The organism is Methylobacterium sp. PvP105, from assembly GCF_017876975.1.
Taxonomy (GTDB): domain Bacteria; phylum Pseudomonadota; class Alphaproteobacteria; order Rhizobiales; family Beijerinckiaceae; genus Methylobacterium; species Methylobacterium radiotolerans.
In genome coordinates, this window is sequence record NZ_JAGIPA010000001.1 from 2,195,359 (window position 1) to 2,211,393 (window position 16,035).

Sequence of the window (16,035 nt, forward strand, 5' to 3'; positions counted from 1 at the left end):
ATAACTCCTTCGCCGATACGATGAAGCCCCGAGTTCATAAACCGCCATCGGTACGAACGTACCAGTACGAGGCACATCAACGTGACGTTGTAGCAACACAACCGATCACGATTTTGTGTATCCCTGGTGATGGAGACAACCTGGGAGCGAACGATGAACCGTTCACGCGGCCCGACGTCGGATCGGAATCTCACTTGGGAGCACCTGCAGCCGCGGGAGCAACGCTGGAAGGCTCTTAATCAGCGACCCGTTATCGCCTGGCTCACCGGTCTTTCAGGTGCAGGTAAGTCAACAATCGCCAACTTCGTGGACCAAGCGCTGACGGCTTCTGGTCGCGCAACGATGGTGTTGGACGGTGACAATCTACGACACGGATTGAATAGCGATTTGGGCTTTACCGACCGCGATAGAGCTGAAAACGTCAGGCGGGTCGCAGAAACTGCAAAGCTGGTGGCTGAAGCTGGTCTTGTCACGATCGTTTCGCTCATCTCTCCGTTCTCGGCAGAGCGAAGAGCGGCAAGAGCTATCGCCGGCGACGTTCCATTTCTGGAAATATTCGTTGATACGCCGTTGATAATTTGTGAGGGACGGGATCCGAAAGGCTTATATGTTCGGGCACGCGCCGGAACCATCCCAAATTTCACAGGCATTTCGGCGCCTTACGAAGCACCAATTGAGCCTGATCTAACGCTTGCTACGACGCGGCAATCAATCGACGAAACCGCGCGCCCGCTTATCAACGCACTTTTGCAATTAAGCGCGCCAATAGACCGACCGTCGACCGGGCAATTTCTATCTAAGATTTCGAAGGCGGGCTGTGACGCCGGGCTATGACCAAAAGGCGCGTCATAATACATATTGGCCCACATAAGACTGGAACTACGTCGATCCAGAATGTGCTTTACACCCTCTCTCTCAAGGACGGCTCGAATTTTATTTATCCGTTTACTCGACCTGATCAAACTGGTCAGCACGAGTTTGCTCAACTAGCCTCCAACCCTGAGCATCCAGAGTTTGCCAGGAAGTTGGCGATCCTCGCGTCCGTTAACAGGACCTGCGTCCTCTCAAGCGAAGAATTCTGTTATCTTTCAGTCACCTCCCTACAAAAATTACGCGAGGCCCTTCCCTGCGCAGATTTCACCATTATTTATTATCAAAGAAACTTGCTACCATTGCTTTATTCATGGTGGCAAGAACTCATTAAACACGGATCCTCCGATCACTTTCCAAGTTTTTTGCTAAATACAATTTTAAATCCAAGCAGTCTGCACTTGCTTGTGCCAGACTTCATGTTGAATAACTGGGCACATGTTTTTGGAAGAGATGCAATAAAAATATTCTTGTACGATAAGATTACGGATGTCGCGCGACAATTTGCCTCTGATGTGCTTGAGATTGATCTCGTTACCAAAGAGCAGACGAAAAGCAACCGATCCTACGATTACCTTGAATGTGAGATGATGCGCCTGTGGAATATCCGCGGTTTTTCCGGCTCAGATATTCTTCAAACGCCAAGCATTCACGTTGTCCGCGCTAAAGTCGCCGAGCGGTCAAACAGATTTCTCGAAAATCTGTCTCTGAATTATCATCGAAGCGAATTTGCTGCAATAGAGGATCTTTTGATTTCACGCTGGGGCGATCGCATCGAAGGCTTTTACGGTGGCCAGTTGTTCGCGGACCGAGAAAGATCTTTCTCGTACATCAGTGCGAATTTCTGGTCGGCCAATCCCGATCTCGTTGCGGCAATGTGCGAATTTGCCGAGCGCACGAAACAAAAAGAGCTTGATTTAATGCCAAGCTTGACCAATCCGCCCCATAATAGTTTGCGCGAGACTGGTATGGACACCTGGAACCAATTGGAAATTATTTTGTGTGCTGCTCGTCAGAGAGAGCAGTTGCTAGAAGCAAGGCTTGATAAACAAACCGAGCAAACCCGTGCCTTAGAGATTGTCATATCGGCGCTAATAGCCAGCATGAGATGGCGTGGGCTTGACCGTTCGAAGTTTAAAATGCTGATGACAGAGATTGCACAGTCAACTCCAAGCGTTGGTAAAGTTGCGGCTCGTCATGAGATGTATCTTTATCAATCTCAAAGAGTTCTGGGCCCTAGATAGCTGCGGCATATCTATATGTTGCCATACTTCGTGACGGCACGCTGATTGAAATTTCGTGGCAGCTACCGCCTCTCCCAACATGCTGATCCTCACAAAGAGGCTGCACGCGGCTCTGGAAGAGGATGCACGTCAGCGAGTCCGCACCGCGAACTCCGAGATCGACAGTTCCAAGCCTGATCCAATCTCGTCCGGTAGCCCGAGATGCGGTCTAACGCGACCCGGTCCGGCTCCATGCCGGAAATCCGGCTGTCCTTGACCAACAGGGGCCGGCATATTCCACACACAGAAGCCGTGCTTTGAATTGACGCCGAACAGCTGGGGCGCCATCCAGCCGAGCCGGCGCGCCTCGGCGTCGCAACTGCTCAGGCTGAAGCCGAAGCTCCGCTTGGACGCTCATAGGAGAATTTTTAGTATACAAGACTATAATCTACACTTTCCTATTCAACAGAGCCAAGATCACAAGCAATACCGTTAAATTGTGGCATCCCGAGTGATATAGCTAACTTATCCGTGTAGTCATAAGCAATATCTCGAACACTCTGCAACAACGATGGCATGTCTCGGACCACTCGTGCACCAAAGGGACGGGCAACATAAACGATGTCCCACAAGGCATGTGTCATCACCGTATCTGCCCAGGCCTATGATGGCAGGGTTCAAGCGCCGACGGTTTTGAGGATGTTGCCAAAGGGACTGCTGCCTGTGAGGCGGGCGGTGTCAACGACGGTGCGGATGGCGGCCTCGCCCTCGGCTGCCCACATGGCGTGATTGCCGTTGGTGGCCTTCCGCTGCATGACAGTCGGACGCAGGAGCCGCTCGGAGCCGTTGTTGGTCGGCTCGACCTTTCCGGATTAGGCGACGAAGATCAGGAGCTGATCGCGAGCGCGGCTGATCTTGGCCTGCAGCTCGCGGGTCAGGTCACAGCGGCTCGATGTGGCCAAGGTAGCGCCGTGTTGCCGATACAGGCTCCGGCGCTTGGCCGAGAGCGTCGAGGCAGCCAAGTCGGCCACGCGCCCGGCTAGGGCGAACACGCGTCCCAGCCAGAGTTGCAGGCGCCAGGGGACGGGATCGTCGCTGAACTCGACGACATAGGCGACGTCGCGGGCCAGATACGCCAGGCAGGTCTGGTGCTCGGCGGCATGGCCGGGTTCGAACGGTGTAGCGGTCCGAGATCCACACCGCGAGCCGATGCCCGTCCATCATCTCGCGCACCACGACAGCGCCGCGCGTCGGCGAGGCCGTGTGCACCACGGCCGCGGCTGAGTGGAACAGCCAGCGGTAAGCGTTCGAGCCCTCGATGCGCACGCCGGTCTCGTCGCAGGCGACGACCTCAGCCTTGCGCATCATCGCGATGGCCGCGTCACGGCCGGGATGGAAGCAGCCCTGCGCGCGGCGGAGCAAGTTCATCAACCCGCCCTGGCTGAGGGTGAGGCCGAACAGACCTGAGAGCGCCGCCTGCAGCCGCAGCGTGTCGCGGGAGAGCGCGCAGGCATCCGCCTGCCCGGCGCGCATGCGCGCGACCGCCTCGGCCACGAACGGGACGGGGAGGGGCTGCGTCTGGGTCAGCGTGCGGGCGGAGACGCGGATCGTCGTCGTGCCCACGATCGCCACGACCCGGAGGCCTGGTCGATCCACCTGCGCCCCTCAACCATTAGACCGAGAAAGCGAATCGCATCCGCGATGTCCGGCTCGGTCTTACACCAGAAGAACGCCGGGTACCGCTCCGCGCGATCGACCGGGCCGGTGTAGCCAAGCTGGCGGTCGAAGCCTACCTCGGTGAACCTTGGCTCGCGACTGTCGAAGGAACGCTGATAGGTGAGCGCGAGGTGCTCGCTGAGCGCGTCGGCCAGCATCTTCGTCACATCGAACGTGGGTGGTGTCTCGCAGACTGAATGAACGCCGACACGGCCCGCTGTGTCGATCAGCACCATGACATTAAGTGAGCGGCGGCCCATACTGCGGAAATGCCTCGGAAAGTGTCGGGGCGTCGATCTCCGGGGCAGGCTCGTAGGATCTCATAGCCGCCGTGGCTACGCGCCCATTCCCCGGCTCGGCCGGTCCAGAAATCGAGGCGCTGGCCGGTACCATCGAGCGCGTCACCTTCCACAGCCCGGAGACCGGCTTCTGCGTGCTTAAGGTGCAGGCGCGGGGCAAGCGCGACCTCGTGCCGGTGATCGGGCACGCCCCCGCCATCGCGGCCGGCGAGTGGGTCACCGCCACCGGCATCTGGCACACGGACCGCCAGCACGGCGTGCAGTTCAAGGCCGACAACCTGAAGGTCACGCCGCCCACCGGGGTCGAGGGCATCGAGAAGTATCTCGCGTCAGGCCACATGCGCGGCATCGGCCCCGCCATGGCTAAGCGCATCGTCGCGGCCTTCGGCGAGAGCACCTTCGAGATCATCGAGGCTGAGCCGCAGCGCCTGCCTGAAGTCGCCGGCATCGGCCCGAAGCGCGCCGCCCGCATCATCGCCGGCTGGGCCGAGCAGAAGGCCGTGCGCGAGATCATGCTGTTCCTGCACGCTCACGGCGTCGGCACAGCTCGGGCGGTGCGGATCTTCAAGACCTACGGCCACGAGGCCATCGCGGTCATGACCGAGGATCCCTACCGGCTGGCCAAGGACATCCGCGGCATCGGCTTCAAGACCGCCGACGCTATCGCGATGAAGCTCGGGCTGACCCCGGAGGCGCCTCAGCGGCTGCGCGCGGGCATCTCGTTTGCCCTTCAGACGGCGACCGACGGCGGCCACTGTGCCCTACCTGTGGCGGAGCTGATCAAGCTCGCGGGCGAGCTGCTCGGCGTCGAGGCAACGCTGATCCGCTCGGCGCTGCTCGACGTGCTGGAGACCGGTGAGGTTGTGCAGGACATCCTCGGTGATAAGGCGTGCATCTTCCTGGCCGGGCTGCACGCCGCCGAGCGGATGATTGCCGAGCGGCTACTCCGGCGAACGAAGGGCACGCCGCCCTGGCCGGAGATCGACCTCGCTCGGGCGCTGCCCTGGGTCCAACAGAAGACCGGCAAGGCACTGTCACCTTCGCAGAACGAGGCCGTGCGCCGTGTGCTCGGCGCCAAGCTCGCGGTGATCACCGGCGGTCCAGGGGTCGGCAAGACCTCGACGCTCGACACGATCCTGCGCATCCTGCGGGCGAAGGGCATACAGGTGCTGCTCGCCGCCCCGACTGGCCGAGCGGCCAAGCGCATGACTGAGCAGACGGGGCTTGAGGCCAAGACGATCCACCGCCTGCTGGAGATCGACCCGAAGCACGGCGGCTTCTCGCGCAACGAGGAGAACCCGCTCGCCTGCGACCTACTGGTGATCGATGAGACCTCGATGGTCGATGTGCCGCTGATGAACGCCCTGACCAAGGCGGTCCCAGAGCACGCGGCGCTGCTCTTGGTCGGCGACGTTGACCAACTGCCCTCCGTTGGACCTGGGCAGGTATTAGCGGACGTCATCGCTTCGGGGGCTATCCCGGTGGCGCGACTGACCGAAGTGTTTCGACAGGCGGCCGAGAGCCGGATCGTGGTGAACGCACACCGGATCAACGCCGGCAAACTGCCCGAACTGGCTGGACGGGGCGCGGACAGTGACTTCCACCTGATCGAGATCGAAGAGCCCGAGGCGGCGGCGGCGACGCTGATCGAGGTGGTGACCCGGCGCATTCCGAACCGCTTTGGCCTCGACCCGGTCCGCGACGTGCAGGTGCTGACGCCGATGCAGCGCGGTGTGCTCGGCGCTCGCAACCTCAACCATGAGCTTCAGGCGGTGCTGAATCCGAATCCCTCTATCTCGGTGGAGCGGTTCGGCTGGCGCTTCTCGCCGGGGGACCGGGTGATGGAGAGCCAAAACGACTACGACCGGGAGGTGTTCAACGGCGATCTCGGCACGGTGGCGCGCATCGATGAGGACGAGGGGGCGGTGATCGTCGATTTCGAGGGTCGGGAGGTGATCTATCCCTACGGTGAACTCGACACGCTGGTACCGGCCTACGCCACGACCATCCACAAATCGCAGGGTTCGGAGTATCCGGCGGTGGTGATTCCGCTCGCCATGCAGCATTGGACCATGCTGGCGAGGAACCTCCTGTACACGGGTGTAACCCGCGGAAAGCGACTCGTCGTGCTGCTGGCACAGCGCAAGGCGCTCGGGATCGCGGTCCGCGGCGGCAACATGCGGCCGCGCTGGACCAAGCTTCGTGAATGGCTCAAAGCGACAGCACAACCTCAGTGATGGTTGTCACGAACGGGAACGCAACCGAATGTATGGTGCATGACCGACCTGATGCCACTCGACGCCGCCTCCATGCCAGTATCTGTGCGCGATTCGTCGAGGGCGTGAACGGCCTGCGCGAGCACCTGTTTGAAGCCGACCACGAGGAGCCTAGCCAACCTTGCCTCATGCTGCGGCTTAGCTTCCACGAGCTGTCCTTTTCGTAGCGTTGAATGATCGCCGCCCTCGCGGAGGCCGGCCACCACGTGCGTTAGCGAGGGGCTCAGATGCCGGATGCTAAAGGTATCACTGCGGCTTACCGCAGCCCTTTGCACGGACCTCGTGAGGACGTTCGCTAGGTCTTTCCCAGATCACCTGTCACCAACCAACAGGATCCCCATGGCCGGCCTCAAGGACAAGCGTGGCTTTATCGACAGGGACCGCCTCGATCTGTCGGAACGCAAGGCTGTCGAGTTCTGGATCAAGCGCTGGGGTGTGACGCAGGACCAGCTTACGGCCGCGCATCGCAAGGTCGGTCGAATGACCAAGGACATCGCCGCCGAGCTAGGCAAGAAGCGTTAGGGGCGCGACCGCCCCAACGAGATAACTCCTCAAGGGACGTCGTTGATGGCGAGGCCGCCGCACCCTGATCGCGTTCGGACCAGTGCCCTGGACTTCTGGTTGGCCCGGAGCGCCATCGCCTGCGTGGCTGGCCTCCAGTTGCTCGTTGTGAACGACTTCTCGCTCGGACCTCGCTGGCTCGCCCCGACGCTCGAACTGGCGCTGCTGGTGCCACTCTCGGCCGCCACGACCTGGAACCAGGGCCGGGCGCGACGCGCCACGACAGACGCACACTGGGCCGAGGTGCACCGCCATCATCGCCTGATCCGCAGGATGGCTCTCTTCATGACCACGCTGGTCACCGTGACCAATACTGGACTTGCTCCGGTTTAATGGAGAGCGGTTTGGTGGGTGAAGCCCCTCTCGAACTGGATAGGGCTGGTGTAGCCCAGCGCCGAGTGACGGCGGCGGGGATTGTAGAAGCCATCGATGTAATGGGCCAGCGCGACGGTGGCCTCGGCTCGCGTCTGGAACGCGGTGCGCCAGACCAACTCGCTCTTCAGCGTCTTGAAGAACGTCTCGACCATCGCATTGTCGAAGCAATTTCCCTTGCCAGACATCGAAATCACGATGCCATGTCCTCGTAGTTCTGCCTGATACTCGTTCGAACAATACTGACTGCCGCGGTCGGAATGATGGAGCAAATCTGATCCGGGCTGCCGGACAACGAGGGCTCGTCGCAGCGCGGTCAGCGCGAGTTGCTTGTGAAGGCGGTCGCCCGCCGCCCAGCCGACGACCCGTCGAGAGTACAGGTCGAGGACCACCGCCAGGTACAGCCAACCCTCCCGCGTCCAGATGTAGGAGATGTCGCTTCCCCACTTGCGATCGGGCCCGGCCGCCGTGAAGTCTTGGTCGAGGTGGTTGGGCGCGATCGGGAAGGCGTGGCCGCTGTCCGTCGTGCGCCGGAAGCGCCGCGGCTGGCGAGCCTTGAGCCCGTTCTCCCGCATCAGCCGGGCCACGCGTCTTCGGCCTGCCGCCAAACCCTGCTCACGCAACTCGTGGGTCATGCGTGGGCTGCCGTACGTCTCGTGCGAGAGCGTGAAGGCGGATCGGACATGGGCGAGTAGCACGAGGTCCTCGCGCTGCCGCGTCGAGGCCGGACGGTTCTTCCAAGCGAAATAGCCGCTCGGACTGACATCGAGGACCTTGCACAGGCGCGCGACCGGGAAGTCCTTCTTCGCCGCGTCGACGAGGCGAAACCTCATCGACTTCCCTCCTTGGCGAAAAAAGCCGTGGCCCGCTTCAGGATCTCCCGCTCCTGGCGCAGCACCTCGTTCTCGCGCCGCAGGCGCTTGAGCTCGGCGGCCATGTCCTCCTGCCGATCGGCCGGCGGGTTGTCCATCTCCCGCTCACGCCGGCCGTCGATCCAGTTGCGCAGCGTCGAGAGCCCGACGCCGAGATCGGCGGCCACCTCGCGGCGGGACCGCCCGCTCGTCTGCGCTAATCGCACCGCCTCAGCACGAAACTCGGGGGTAAAGGTCTGCTTCCGGTCTGCCATCGGAACCCTCCTCCTTCAGGAAAAGAGCTCTCCACTTTTGCGGAGCAAGTCCAGGTTGGTTGGAGTCTCTTGGCAGGTATACTACACCTGGTGGCCAGACGCCTGCTTGGAGCCCTGCGCGCGTGAGCCTGACGCTCGCACAGATGCTTGTTCTTTTTCTCGGCCCGCTCGTTCTAGCGACGATGGTCGGCATTGTCCTGTGGCTGACGCACGAGAAAGAGTCCGACCGCCTCAAGCGCGTCGAAGTTGATCGTGCTATATGGCTCAAATATCAAGCCGACCATAAGACGACTAGAGAGTAGCCAATCTTCAAATTTATAGGCCATTGCCATACGGATTTGAGATTTTATTTTCATTATAAATACATATAGATAATATCAAGATCTGCCACTCTTGCTCAGGCGCGCAATAGCCGCGTCATCCGCAAAATCAGCATCGTCTCGGCCGCGCCGTATCAAGGAACATTGGTTGTTCGTCCAGTCCATTCCGGCGGCTGCTGATCCTGGCTGACACGCAGGCGGCGTCACTCCAGGCCCACAAACGCAGCTTCATACGAGGCATCCGTCGCGATCGGCAGCGCTGCCCGAGCCTCGGCCCAGAACCGGTCGATCAGCGCCGGATCGGCATCGCAGGCCGTACGCCACTACGTCAGGATCGGCTCGCGCGCCCGAGCTTGCGCAGCCGCCGATGGGAGCCGTTCGCGCTTCTCGTTCTGGTCGACCTTGCGCGAGGCTAGAAACAGGCTCCACAAGTCACCGCACTGCCACGCCGGCCCATGGTTGATGTCGAGCTTTTCAAGGCGCAGCGGTGCACCCGACAGGACTCGAACGTATATTCTTTTTCTTTGAAGTATTAACTCATCAATTTTTCTTGTGATCGATATACATTGATCGATATTATCAAATAGCTGATATAAATCATTAAATTAGCGCGCTTATCCTCTCTCATTTCAGCCGGATGGATTCGGTTTGCTCTCGCATGCTTTCGCAGTGCCTCCATAAAACTGAAGAAGTCATGCCCAAGCTCAGCAAGCGCTGGGTAGAGGCGGCAGAGCCGCAAGGTCCGGACTACTTCCTCTGGTACGACGAGCTCCCGGGCTTCGGGGTGCGCATCTTCGCGTCTGCGCGTCGGATCGCCGAGCAGATCGCCGCTGAGATGCCGGACCTGTCCGACGAGGAGCGCCTCGACGCAGCGCGCCAGCGCATGATCATCGCATCGGCGTAGCGGCATGGACGACGAGGCCGACCCGATCCTGCAGGCGGTGACGGCGCTATGGGCCGCCGGCGTTACGGTCGCGCTGGTCGGCGACGAGCTCGAGCGCTGGCAGATCGGCGACCTGGCCTTCTTTGACGCGGACCTGTGGGGCCTCGCCGCGATCCGCGGACTCGTCGAGGATGTCGACCCGCGATAGCTCGGTGCCGTCACGCCCACCGAACCGCTCGCGTCGGCCCGCGGCCACCAGCTCGAGGCCCTTCGCGCCTGCCTCCTCTACCCGCAGGGACTGCGCCGCAGCGCCTATCTGTCGGCCAAGTCGCTGCTACGGAAGCGAGGGTTCGTCGAATTCCGCTCGGCGCCTGGCCCGGGGCGTCGCGAGGACGCGTGGTTCATCACTGCGGCCGGCCGTGCGCATCTCGTGGAGATCGACGCAAGCAAGCCGGGCGGCAGGCGCGCGGCCTGAGCCTAAAGCAGGCTGCCCGACGTCGGCGCGGTGAGCGTCTTGCCCGCACGGGTCACCAGCTTCGAGAGGCCGGCGCGGCCGCCGGCGCCTGCGCCTCGGACGGGAAGGTCCGGTCCAATTTCATCATCATCAGATGCAAGGCGTCGAGCAGCACCTAGGTCCAGAGGTGGCGGCCGGTGGATCGGATCTCGAAGCGCATGGCTGACCCGGTATGCGAGTGGACATAAGGATACCTTGCGCTCGAAAAAGGCCCGAGCCGTTAATGGCTTGCCCGGCGCAACACCCTGCGCCGGCTCACATCGCGGTTGCTCCCGACATCCTTGCAGATCACCGGCGGGGTCAGCCGCGCCCCTTAGCCGCGAGCTCGCAAGTTTGGCGCGGGGGCGTGGAGCTGTTGAGGGGGAAAACCCGAGGGCGCCTCGACAGGCATGCGGCAGCCGATATTCTGACCGCATGTACGCAGTTCTCATTCTAGCTTTGGTGCTGTGCCTGATCTCGCCGGCGGGCGCTGCCAGTCGCCGCGACAGCCGAACGCTCGCGCAGGCAGCCTACGTTCTGAGACATGCGCTGCCGATCACTTCGACGAAACTCAAGGTCTTATCGGCAGACCGCGCGCTGCTGACCGGCGGGGATGATGGCGCGGTGATCGTCACGCGGATCAATCACTGCTCGTACTCGATCATGTCGACCCGAGTTGGCGGCTATAGAATCAACTTCAGCCGCCTGTACGGGACGTTCGAGCGTGAGGGGACGGCAGAAGCTGCGCGGATCGTGCTCCCCGGCAATAGCGATGCTGCGTGCTCCCTGCCACTCGACGGTCCCGATCAGTGCGCCTCCACGGTCATGCTGAAGCGCGTGAGCCCACAACAGGAAGCCACTCTGCTTGCAGGCGTGACCTACCTTCTCGACCGAGGCTGCCGCGCATCCGCCGCGCCTGTTGACCGCCCCTAATTCGAAGGCCGGCTCAGCCGCAGCAATCAGCAGCTACGCAGCTCTGCTTCTGGCCGCGATCTTCCAGACCGGCGGCCCCACGTCCGCCCAGGCTTGGCCCGGCAGCCGGAGAAGCGATCGAACACAGTCCGGTCAGGCTCGACGCCGACGACCCGGCTGTCGGTGACCATCAGGGCGCCGGCATACCCGACGCGCAGGAAGCCGTGCTCCGGGCCGACTTCAGCAGTGGGCATGCCGGCTTTTAGATGCTCATGCGCCACGATGATCCCAACCTTTTCGAGCCGGCGCACGACGCCCTGAACGCTGCCTGTCTCAGGGCTTAGAGTCTTGATCATGTCGCTCGCGGCAAGCCGACCAGCTTTTTCGCCTCGAGTGGCAGGAGAAGGCGAGCCGCTCTTCGGCGGCATGGATCGGGATTGTCTCACCCGTTGGAGCCGGTACGCGCCTCGATTCGGCGTCAGGATGACCGGCGGCGATTAGAAAACGCGTGCGGTCTGACGCAAGCAAGCCTTAAGCCTAACGGTCTATATGTCGGCTATCGCGTTGCATTCCGATATTGACCATGACTCTCGCACTATTTGCTGCCCTGATCGCCGGGGCAGTGTGTCTCGGGATGATCTCTGCGCTCGTGCCGCTTCAGCGCCCGCGGCAAGAGATCGAGTTGGCGGATCTTAACGAGGACGAGTTCTTCGACATCGGAGGCCCCATTATCGATTTGCAGGCTACGCGCTGAAAGCGCCTCTTGCGAGCCAGCCGTTCGTCGGTCGACGGGGCACTAAAAGGCGCGCCGCGGCAAACCGGACAGATCAAAACGAGAGGTGCTTCGTGGACCCTCAACCCTTCACCATCGAGACCGAGGCCGAGGCCCAGACGTATCTGGCCGATCTCCTCAGGAACCCAAAGAATCGGTCGATGAGCGAGATTGCAAGACACTGCGCCCTGCGAATCCGCGACCAAAAGATCAAAGCATTTTTTCTAACCGAAGGCGCCACGATGCTTGCCGAGATGAAGGGATAGCGCCGAGACAAGGAAACCCGCGCCGGCGGACCGGGCGGGTTGAGGATCGACACTTGAGGTCTCGATAGCGGAGTGGCGAAACGCCCGGACCGTTAGGCGGCCTTGTGTCGGCCCTTCCGCTCTGGCTGAGCCACTTCGTCAATCAGCGCAGCCATTGCACCGGGTCGGCCGAGGCCGATCGCCTTGGCGAGAGCAGAACGCTGTTCAGCGTAGCTCGGGGCCACCATCGGATAATCTGCCGGCAAGCTATAGCGCTCGCGATAACTGCGCGGATCCGAGCCGTGACTGGTCAGGTGGCGCTTCAGCGTCTTGTAGGTCTTGCCGTCGATGAAGCTGACGATACCATCTTGGCGGACAGACTTGCGAATCTGGGCTGCGCTCGGCTTCTCGACCTCGGCCTGCAGGACAGCGCCAGTCGAAGGGTTTGGGGTGCCGGAAACGAGGCTGGCGATCGCGCCGTGCACAGTCCGGATCAAGTCAGGCAGTTCGGCAAGGGGAACTGAGTTGTTCGATACGTAGGCGGCAACGATGTCGCCGGCCAGCTCTATGATGCCAGCGGCGTGGTCAATGTTTTCGCTTGTCACTTTAATCCTACGACTTTTGATGGCTCGGGCAGACATGCCGCACGGCACGCTCATAGCCATATCGTGCTGAAAAAAGCAATATGCTTGGTATCAATACTTGGGCTAGATAAAGAAATCCTAAGAATCTGTCGTGCACGCGGCATTGTGCAATACCGGAAGGCGACATGCGTGTCCTCACGCATCATCGTGCACGGATAACCCAAAAAGCCCCGCGCGGCAGTGCCGGCGGGGCTGAAGTCGGGAGGAGCAACGGCGTCGCAAGCGGCGGGCCAGACGGCACGAATGAGCCGACACGGCTGAAGCCCGGCAAGCGGATGGATGCCCAAAAGAATGGAGGAAGCCCCTGAGACACGTCTGCTCGGAGATGCCCATCCGGCGCAGCACCTCCGCGGTCGACGTCCCGGTCTCGGCCTGCTTCAGTGCGAAGGCGATCTGCTCTTCGGTGAACCTGCTCTTCTTCACGGCTCTGCTCCTCCCGTCAGGGTCTTACACAACCGGAAAACTCGCGCTCACGCCGGACCAACGCGATAACGGGACGTTAATGAGATCGAGCAGCCAGGCATTGTCGGGCATGTGTATCTCGCCCCGGCGGGGCGACCAGGGTCCACCCTCGAACACACGTGGCACGCTGCATGCCGCCGGCGGACTTGTGCGTCCGGCAAGAGCCGGCCCGCGAACAGGCTCGCGCCGTCGCGGCTCAGCGCGGTTGGGCCTAGCCGCCGGTTCGCGGGCGGTCCAAAAAACGACTGATCCGTTTAGGCCCTCGGCATGGTCGATGCAGAGGGGTTCTGGTGGCCGGCCGCCCCGGCTTCGGTGAACGGGAACTCAGCATGCTGCCGGAGGAAGTAGCCAAGTCGCCGATCCGCGGCGGGCGCGTCGCGATCGCCGGGCTCGGCACCGTCGGCCGGGCTGTGGCGCGCGCGCTCGACAGGGGCGCCATACCTGGCCTGAGCCTGACCACCGTGGCGGTCCGCGATGCCGCGAAAGCCCGGGCCGAGCTCGCGGCGCTCGACGCGCCGCCCGAGGTCGTCACCGCATTCGACGCCCTGGAGCCGTCGGCCGACATCGTGCTGGAATGCGCGCCGTCCCAGCACCTCCCGGCGATCGTGCGGCCGTTCGTGACGGCGGGCAAAACCGCCGTTGTGTTGAGCTGCGGGGCGCTGCTCGAGCACGAGGACCTCATGGAGACCGCCCGCGCCCACGGCGGTCAGATTGTCGTCCCGACCGGCGCCTTGCTCGGCCTCGACGCCGTGACGGCCGCAGCGGAGGGGACGATCCACACCGTGCGGATGATTACCCGCAAGCCCGTGCGCGGCCTCGTCGGCGCACCCTACCTCGTGGAGAACGGCATCGAGATCGCTGGCATCACCGAGCCGATGCGGGTCTTTTCGGGCAGCCCGCGCGAGGCGGCTCGCGGGTTTCCTGCCAACCTCAACGTCGCGGTCGCGCTCTCACTCGCCGGCATCGGCCCGGACCGGACCGAGCTCGAGATCTGGGCCGATCCCGTCCTCGATCGCAACACCCACCGCATCGAGGTCGAGGCTGACTCAGCGCGGTTCTCCATGACGATCGAGAACGTGCCGACCGACGAGAACCCTCGTACGGGCCGCATCACGGCTCTGTCGGTCATCGCCTACCTGCGCAAGCTCGCCGCCCCCCTCCGAGTCGGCACCTAATGGACCGGCTGAGCTGGCACAGCCCGTGCTGCCAGTCGGCTGCGCCCGGGCCAGCGTCCGCGCGCGGATGCCCTCTCAGACCCGGAGCGGTTCGTGACATCGACGAGCGACGAGATCCCGTCCGAGATCGAACGGGCGACGATGCGGCGTGTCACGCTTCGGATCATGCCGCTGCTGATGCTGGGCTTCCTCGTCGCCTTCATCGACCGGGTCAACGTCGGCTTCGCGGCGCTGCAGATGAATGCCGATGCCGGCCTATCCGCGTCGGTCTTCGGCCTAGGCGCGGGTCTATTCTTCGTCGCCTACTTTTTGTTTGAGGTGCCCTCGAACCTGATGCTCGAGCGGTTCGGCGCCCGCCTGTGGCTGGCCCGGATCATGATCACTTGGGGGTTCATCTCGGCGGCCACCGCGCTCGTCATCGGGCCGATCTCATTCTGCGCGGTGCGCTTCCTGCTCGGTGCGGCGGAAGCCGGCTTCTATCCCGGCGTGATCTTCTACCTGACGCACTGGTTCCCGAAGGTCTATCGCGCCCGGGTGATCGCCCTCTTCGCGGTGGCTGTTCCCCTGTCGAACTTCGTCGGCTCGCCGCTCTCAGCGGCGCTACTCGGGCTCGACGGCTGGCTGGGCCTGCGCGGCTGGCAGCTCATGTCGATCGTCGAGGCCGCGCCCGCCGTGATGCTCGGGCTCCTCGTCCTGAGGTATCTTCCGGAAGGGCCGGATCGGGCGACTTGGCTCGACGAGGGGCAGCGCGGCTGGCTCACCGGACGCTTGGAAGCCGAGCGCGCGGAGCAGCCAATGGTCCGATCGTCCGTCTGGCGAGTCATCCTCGATTGGCGCGTGCTCGCCGCGGGCTTGATCTTTGCTGGAAGCGTCGGCGCGAGCGCGTGTCTGTCGATCTGGCAGCCGCAGATCTTCAAGTCCCACGGCCTCTCAACCATGGAGATCGGCCTGCTCAACTCGGTGCCATTCGGAGTCGCGGCTGGGCTGATGGTGCTCTGGGCCCGACGCTCGGACCGCATGGGGGAGCGGGCGTGGCATGTCGCCGGGCCGCAGGCGCTCACGGCGCTCTGCCTCGCGGCGGCACTGGCCGCACAGGGATTCGGGCCGACGGTCGCGATCCTGTTCTTGGCGATCCTGGGGACCTACGCCGTCAAGGGCCCGTTCTGGGCAATGGTCACGGAATGGCTGCCGCCGGGCGCGTCTGCGGCCGGGATTGCGCAGATCAACGCCATCGGCAATCTCGGCGCCTTCGTCGGGACGTACCTGATGGGCGTGATCAAGGACGCGAGCGGCAGCTACGCGCTGGGCCTGCTGCCGCTCGCCCTGGTCACGGCCACAGGCGCCGCGCTGGCGTTGGGATTGGGCCGCACGCGCCCCCCGCTGGTCCCCGTCCTGAGGGGCGAGCGGGCGTAGAAGGCAAAGCACGGCCCGCGGGCGGAAACCCGCGAGGCGGCATGGGGTGCAAGGCTCAGCTTGGATCACCGTCCGCTCTGCGCCATGTGGTCGTCGGCCCGCCATCGATATCCGGGATCACTTACCCAAGTAACCGAACGGCTATGCCACGAAGCGAAGCGTCTCAATGCCACCGTATCCGATAGCTTCGAGGCAGCGCTCAGACGGGGGATGGCGTGACCGCCGCGCAGGCGGACAGCGACCGGACGACACCCATCGTTTGTAGCGTGCGGC

17 protein-coding genes and 2 pseudogenes are annotated in these 16,035 nt (G+C 62.7%); 13 read left to right on the forward strand and 6 right to left on the reverse strand.

All coding sequences use genetic code 11. From position 1 onward, the window contains the following. Positions 1-153 precede the first annotated feature (153 nt). Positions 154-834, forward strand: a complete 681-nt coding sequence (cysC, locus tag J3A75_RS10510) for an adenylyl-sulfate kinase (RefSeq protein ID WP_051252301.1) — start codon at positions 154-156, stop codon at positions 832-834. Positions 835-896: 62 nt separating this feature from the next. After that, positions 897-2,114 (forward strand): hypothetical protein, encoded by a 1,218-nt coding sequence (locus J3A75_RS10515; protein WP_209650158.1) that lies wholly within the window; start codon positions 897-899, stop codon positions 2,112-2,114. Between the two features lie 656 nt (positions 2,115-2,770). On the opposite strand, the pseudogene J3A75_RS10520 reads toward J3A75_RS10515, so the two are convergent. Both J3A75_RS10520 and J3A75_RS10530 read right to left on the reverse strand, forming a co-directional pair. Beyond that, positions 2,771-3,578: pseudogene (locus J3A75_RS10520) on the reverse strand (transposase); the annotation flags it as partial. Positions 3,579-3,676: 98 nt separating this feature from the next. Further along, a complete protein-coding gene (locus tag J3A75_RS10530) occupies positions 3,677-4,045 on the reverse strand; it encodes a hypothetical protein (protein WP_209650159.1) in 369 nt (122 codons plus the stop codon). Positions 4,046-4,140: 95 nt separating this feature from the next. Here J3A75_RS10530 and J3A75_RS10535 point away from each other — a divergent pair, with 95 nt between their 5' ends. From J3A75_RS10535 to J3A75_RS10545, 3 genes are all read left to right on the forward strand, one after another. After that, positions 4,141-6,345 (forward strand): ATP-dependent RecD-like DNA helicase, encoded by a 2,205-nt coding sequence (locus tag J3A75_RS10535; protein WP_209650160.1) that lies wholly within the window; start codon positions 4,141-4,143, stop codon positions 6,343-6,345. 378 nt (positions 6,346-6,723) lie between these two features. Then, positions 6,724-6,906, forward strand: a complete 183-nt coding sequence (locus tag J3A75_RS10540; RefSeq protein WP_029359293.1) for a DUF3606 domain-containing protein — start codon at positions 6,724-6,726, stop codon at positions 6,904-6,906. A 123-nt stretch (positions 6,907-7,029) separates the two neighbouring features. Next, positions 7,030-7,278: a hypothetical protein gene (locus tag J3A75_RS10545; RefSeq protein ID WP_245364337.1), complete on the forward strand. Its 249-nt coding sequence runs from the start codon at positions 7,030-7,032 to the stop codon at positions 7,276-7,278. Here J3A75_RS10545 and J3A75_RS10550 read toward each other — a convergent pair. Continuing rightward, positions 7,275-8,443, reverse strand: a protein-coding gene (locus tag J3A75_RS10550; RefSeq protein WP_103984744.1) for an IS3 family transposase whose coding sequence is annotated in 2 segments (ribosomal slippage) — positions 7,275-8,176 and positions 8,176-8,443 — 1,170 coding nt in all. Because the reading frame shifts where the segments join, the coding sequence is not laid out codon by codon here. The two genes, J3A75_RS10545 and J3A75_RS10550, sit on opposite strands and share 4 nt — an antisense overlap. Before the next feature lie 122 nt (positions 8,444-8,565). Between J3A75_RS10550 and J3A75_RS10555 the strand changes: the two genes are divergently transcribed. The 4 genes from J3A75_RS10555 (at position 8,566) to J3A75_RS10575 (ending at position 11,072) form a co-directional block, all read left to right on the forward strand. Next, positions 8,566-8,745 carry a hypothetical protein gene (locus J3A75_RS10555; protein WP_029359290.1) on the forward strand — a complete coding sequence of 60 codons (180 nt, stop codon included), beginning with the start codon at positions 8,566-8,568 and terminating at the stop codon, positions 8,743-8,745. A 712-nt stretch (positions 8,746-9,457) separates the two neighbouring features. Further along, the gene (locus J3A75_RS10560; protein WP_209650161.1) at positions 9,458-9,667 is read left to right on the forward strand and encodes a hypothetical protein; all 210 of its coding nucleotides are present in this window, start codon (positions 9,458-9,460) and stop codon (positions 9,665-9,667) included. A 4-nt stretch (positions 9,668-9,671) separates the two neighbouring features. Then, positions 9,672-9,854: a hypothetical protein gene (locus J3A75_RS10565; protein ID WP_029359288.1), complete on the forward strand. Its 183-nt coding sequence runs from the start codon at positions 9,672-9,674 to the stop codon at positions 9,852-9,854. 720 nt (positions 9,855-10,574) lie between these two features. Beyond that, positions 10,575-11,072, forward strand: coding sequence for a hypothetical protein (locus tag J3A75_RS10575; RefSeq protein WP_029359287.1), 498 nt, complete (start codon positions 10,575-10,577; stop codon positions 11,070-11,072). 26 nt (positions 11,073-11,098) lie between these two features. Here J3A75_RS10575 and J3A75_RS10580 read toward each other — a convergent pair whose 3' ends face one another. After that, positions 11,099-11,407 (reverse strand): hypothetical protein, encoded by a 309-nt coding sequence (locus J3A75_RS10580; protein WP_209650162.1) that lies wholly within the window; start codon positions 11,405-11,407, stop codon positions 11,099-11,101. A 227-nt stretch (positions 11,408-11,634) separates the two neighbouring features. On the opposite strand from J3A75_RS10580, the gene J3A75_RS10585 reads away from it, so the two are divergent. After that, positions 11,635-11,805, forward strand: a complete 171-nt coding sequence (locus tag J3A75_RS10585; RefSeq protein WP_164891288.1) for a hypothetical protein — start codon at positions 11,635-11,637, stop codon at positions 11,803-11,805. A 92-nt stretch (positions 11,806-11,897) separates the two neighbouring features. After that, entirely contained in the window at positions 11,898-12,089 is a 192-nt protein-coding gene (locus tag J3A75_RS10590) for a hypothetical protein (RefSeq protein ID WP_029359286.1), read from the forward strand. Between the two features lie 92 nt (positions 12,090-12,181). Here the strand turns inward: J3A75_RS10590 and J3A75_RS10595 are convergent, their stop codons facing one another. Together J3A75_RS10595 and J3A75_RS10600 are read right to left on the reverse strand one after the other, a co-directional pair. Next, positions 12,182-12,673 (reverse strand): MucR family transcriptional regulator, encoded by a 492-nt coding sequence (locus tag J3A75_RS10595; protein ID WP_409518686.1) that lies wholly within the window; start codon positions 12,671-12,673, stop codon positions 12,182-12,184. Between the two features lie 351 nt (positions 12,674-13,024). Further along, positions 13,025-13,135, reverse strand: a pseudogene (locus J3A75_RS10600) (transposase); the annotation flags it as partial. 368 nt (positions 13,136-13,503) lie between these two features. Here J3A75_RS10600 and J3A75_RS10605 point away from each other — a divergent pair. Together J3A75_RS10605 and J3A75_RS10610 are read left to right on the forward strand one after the other, a co-directional pair. Next, positions 13,504-14,349 (forward strand): aspartate dehydrogenase, encoded by an 846-nt coding sequence (locus J3A75_RS10605; protein ID WP_107088344.1) that lies wholly within the window; start codon positions 13,504-13,506, stop codon positions 14,347-14,349. A 93-nt stretch (positions 14,350-14,442) separates the two neighbouring features. Beyond that, positions 14,443-15,762: an MFS transporter gene (locus J3A75_RS10610; protein WP_029359281.1), complete on the forward strand. Its 1,320-nt coding sequence runs from the start codon at positions 14,443-14,445 to the stop codon at positions 15,760-15,762. The last annotated feature ends 273 nt before the right edge of the window (positions 15,763-16,035 follow it).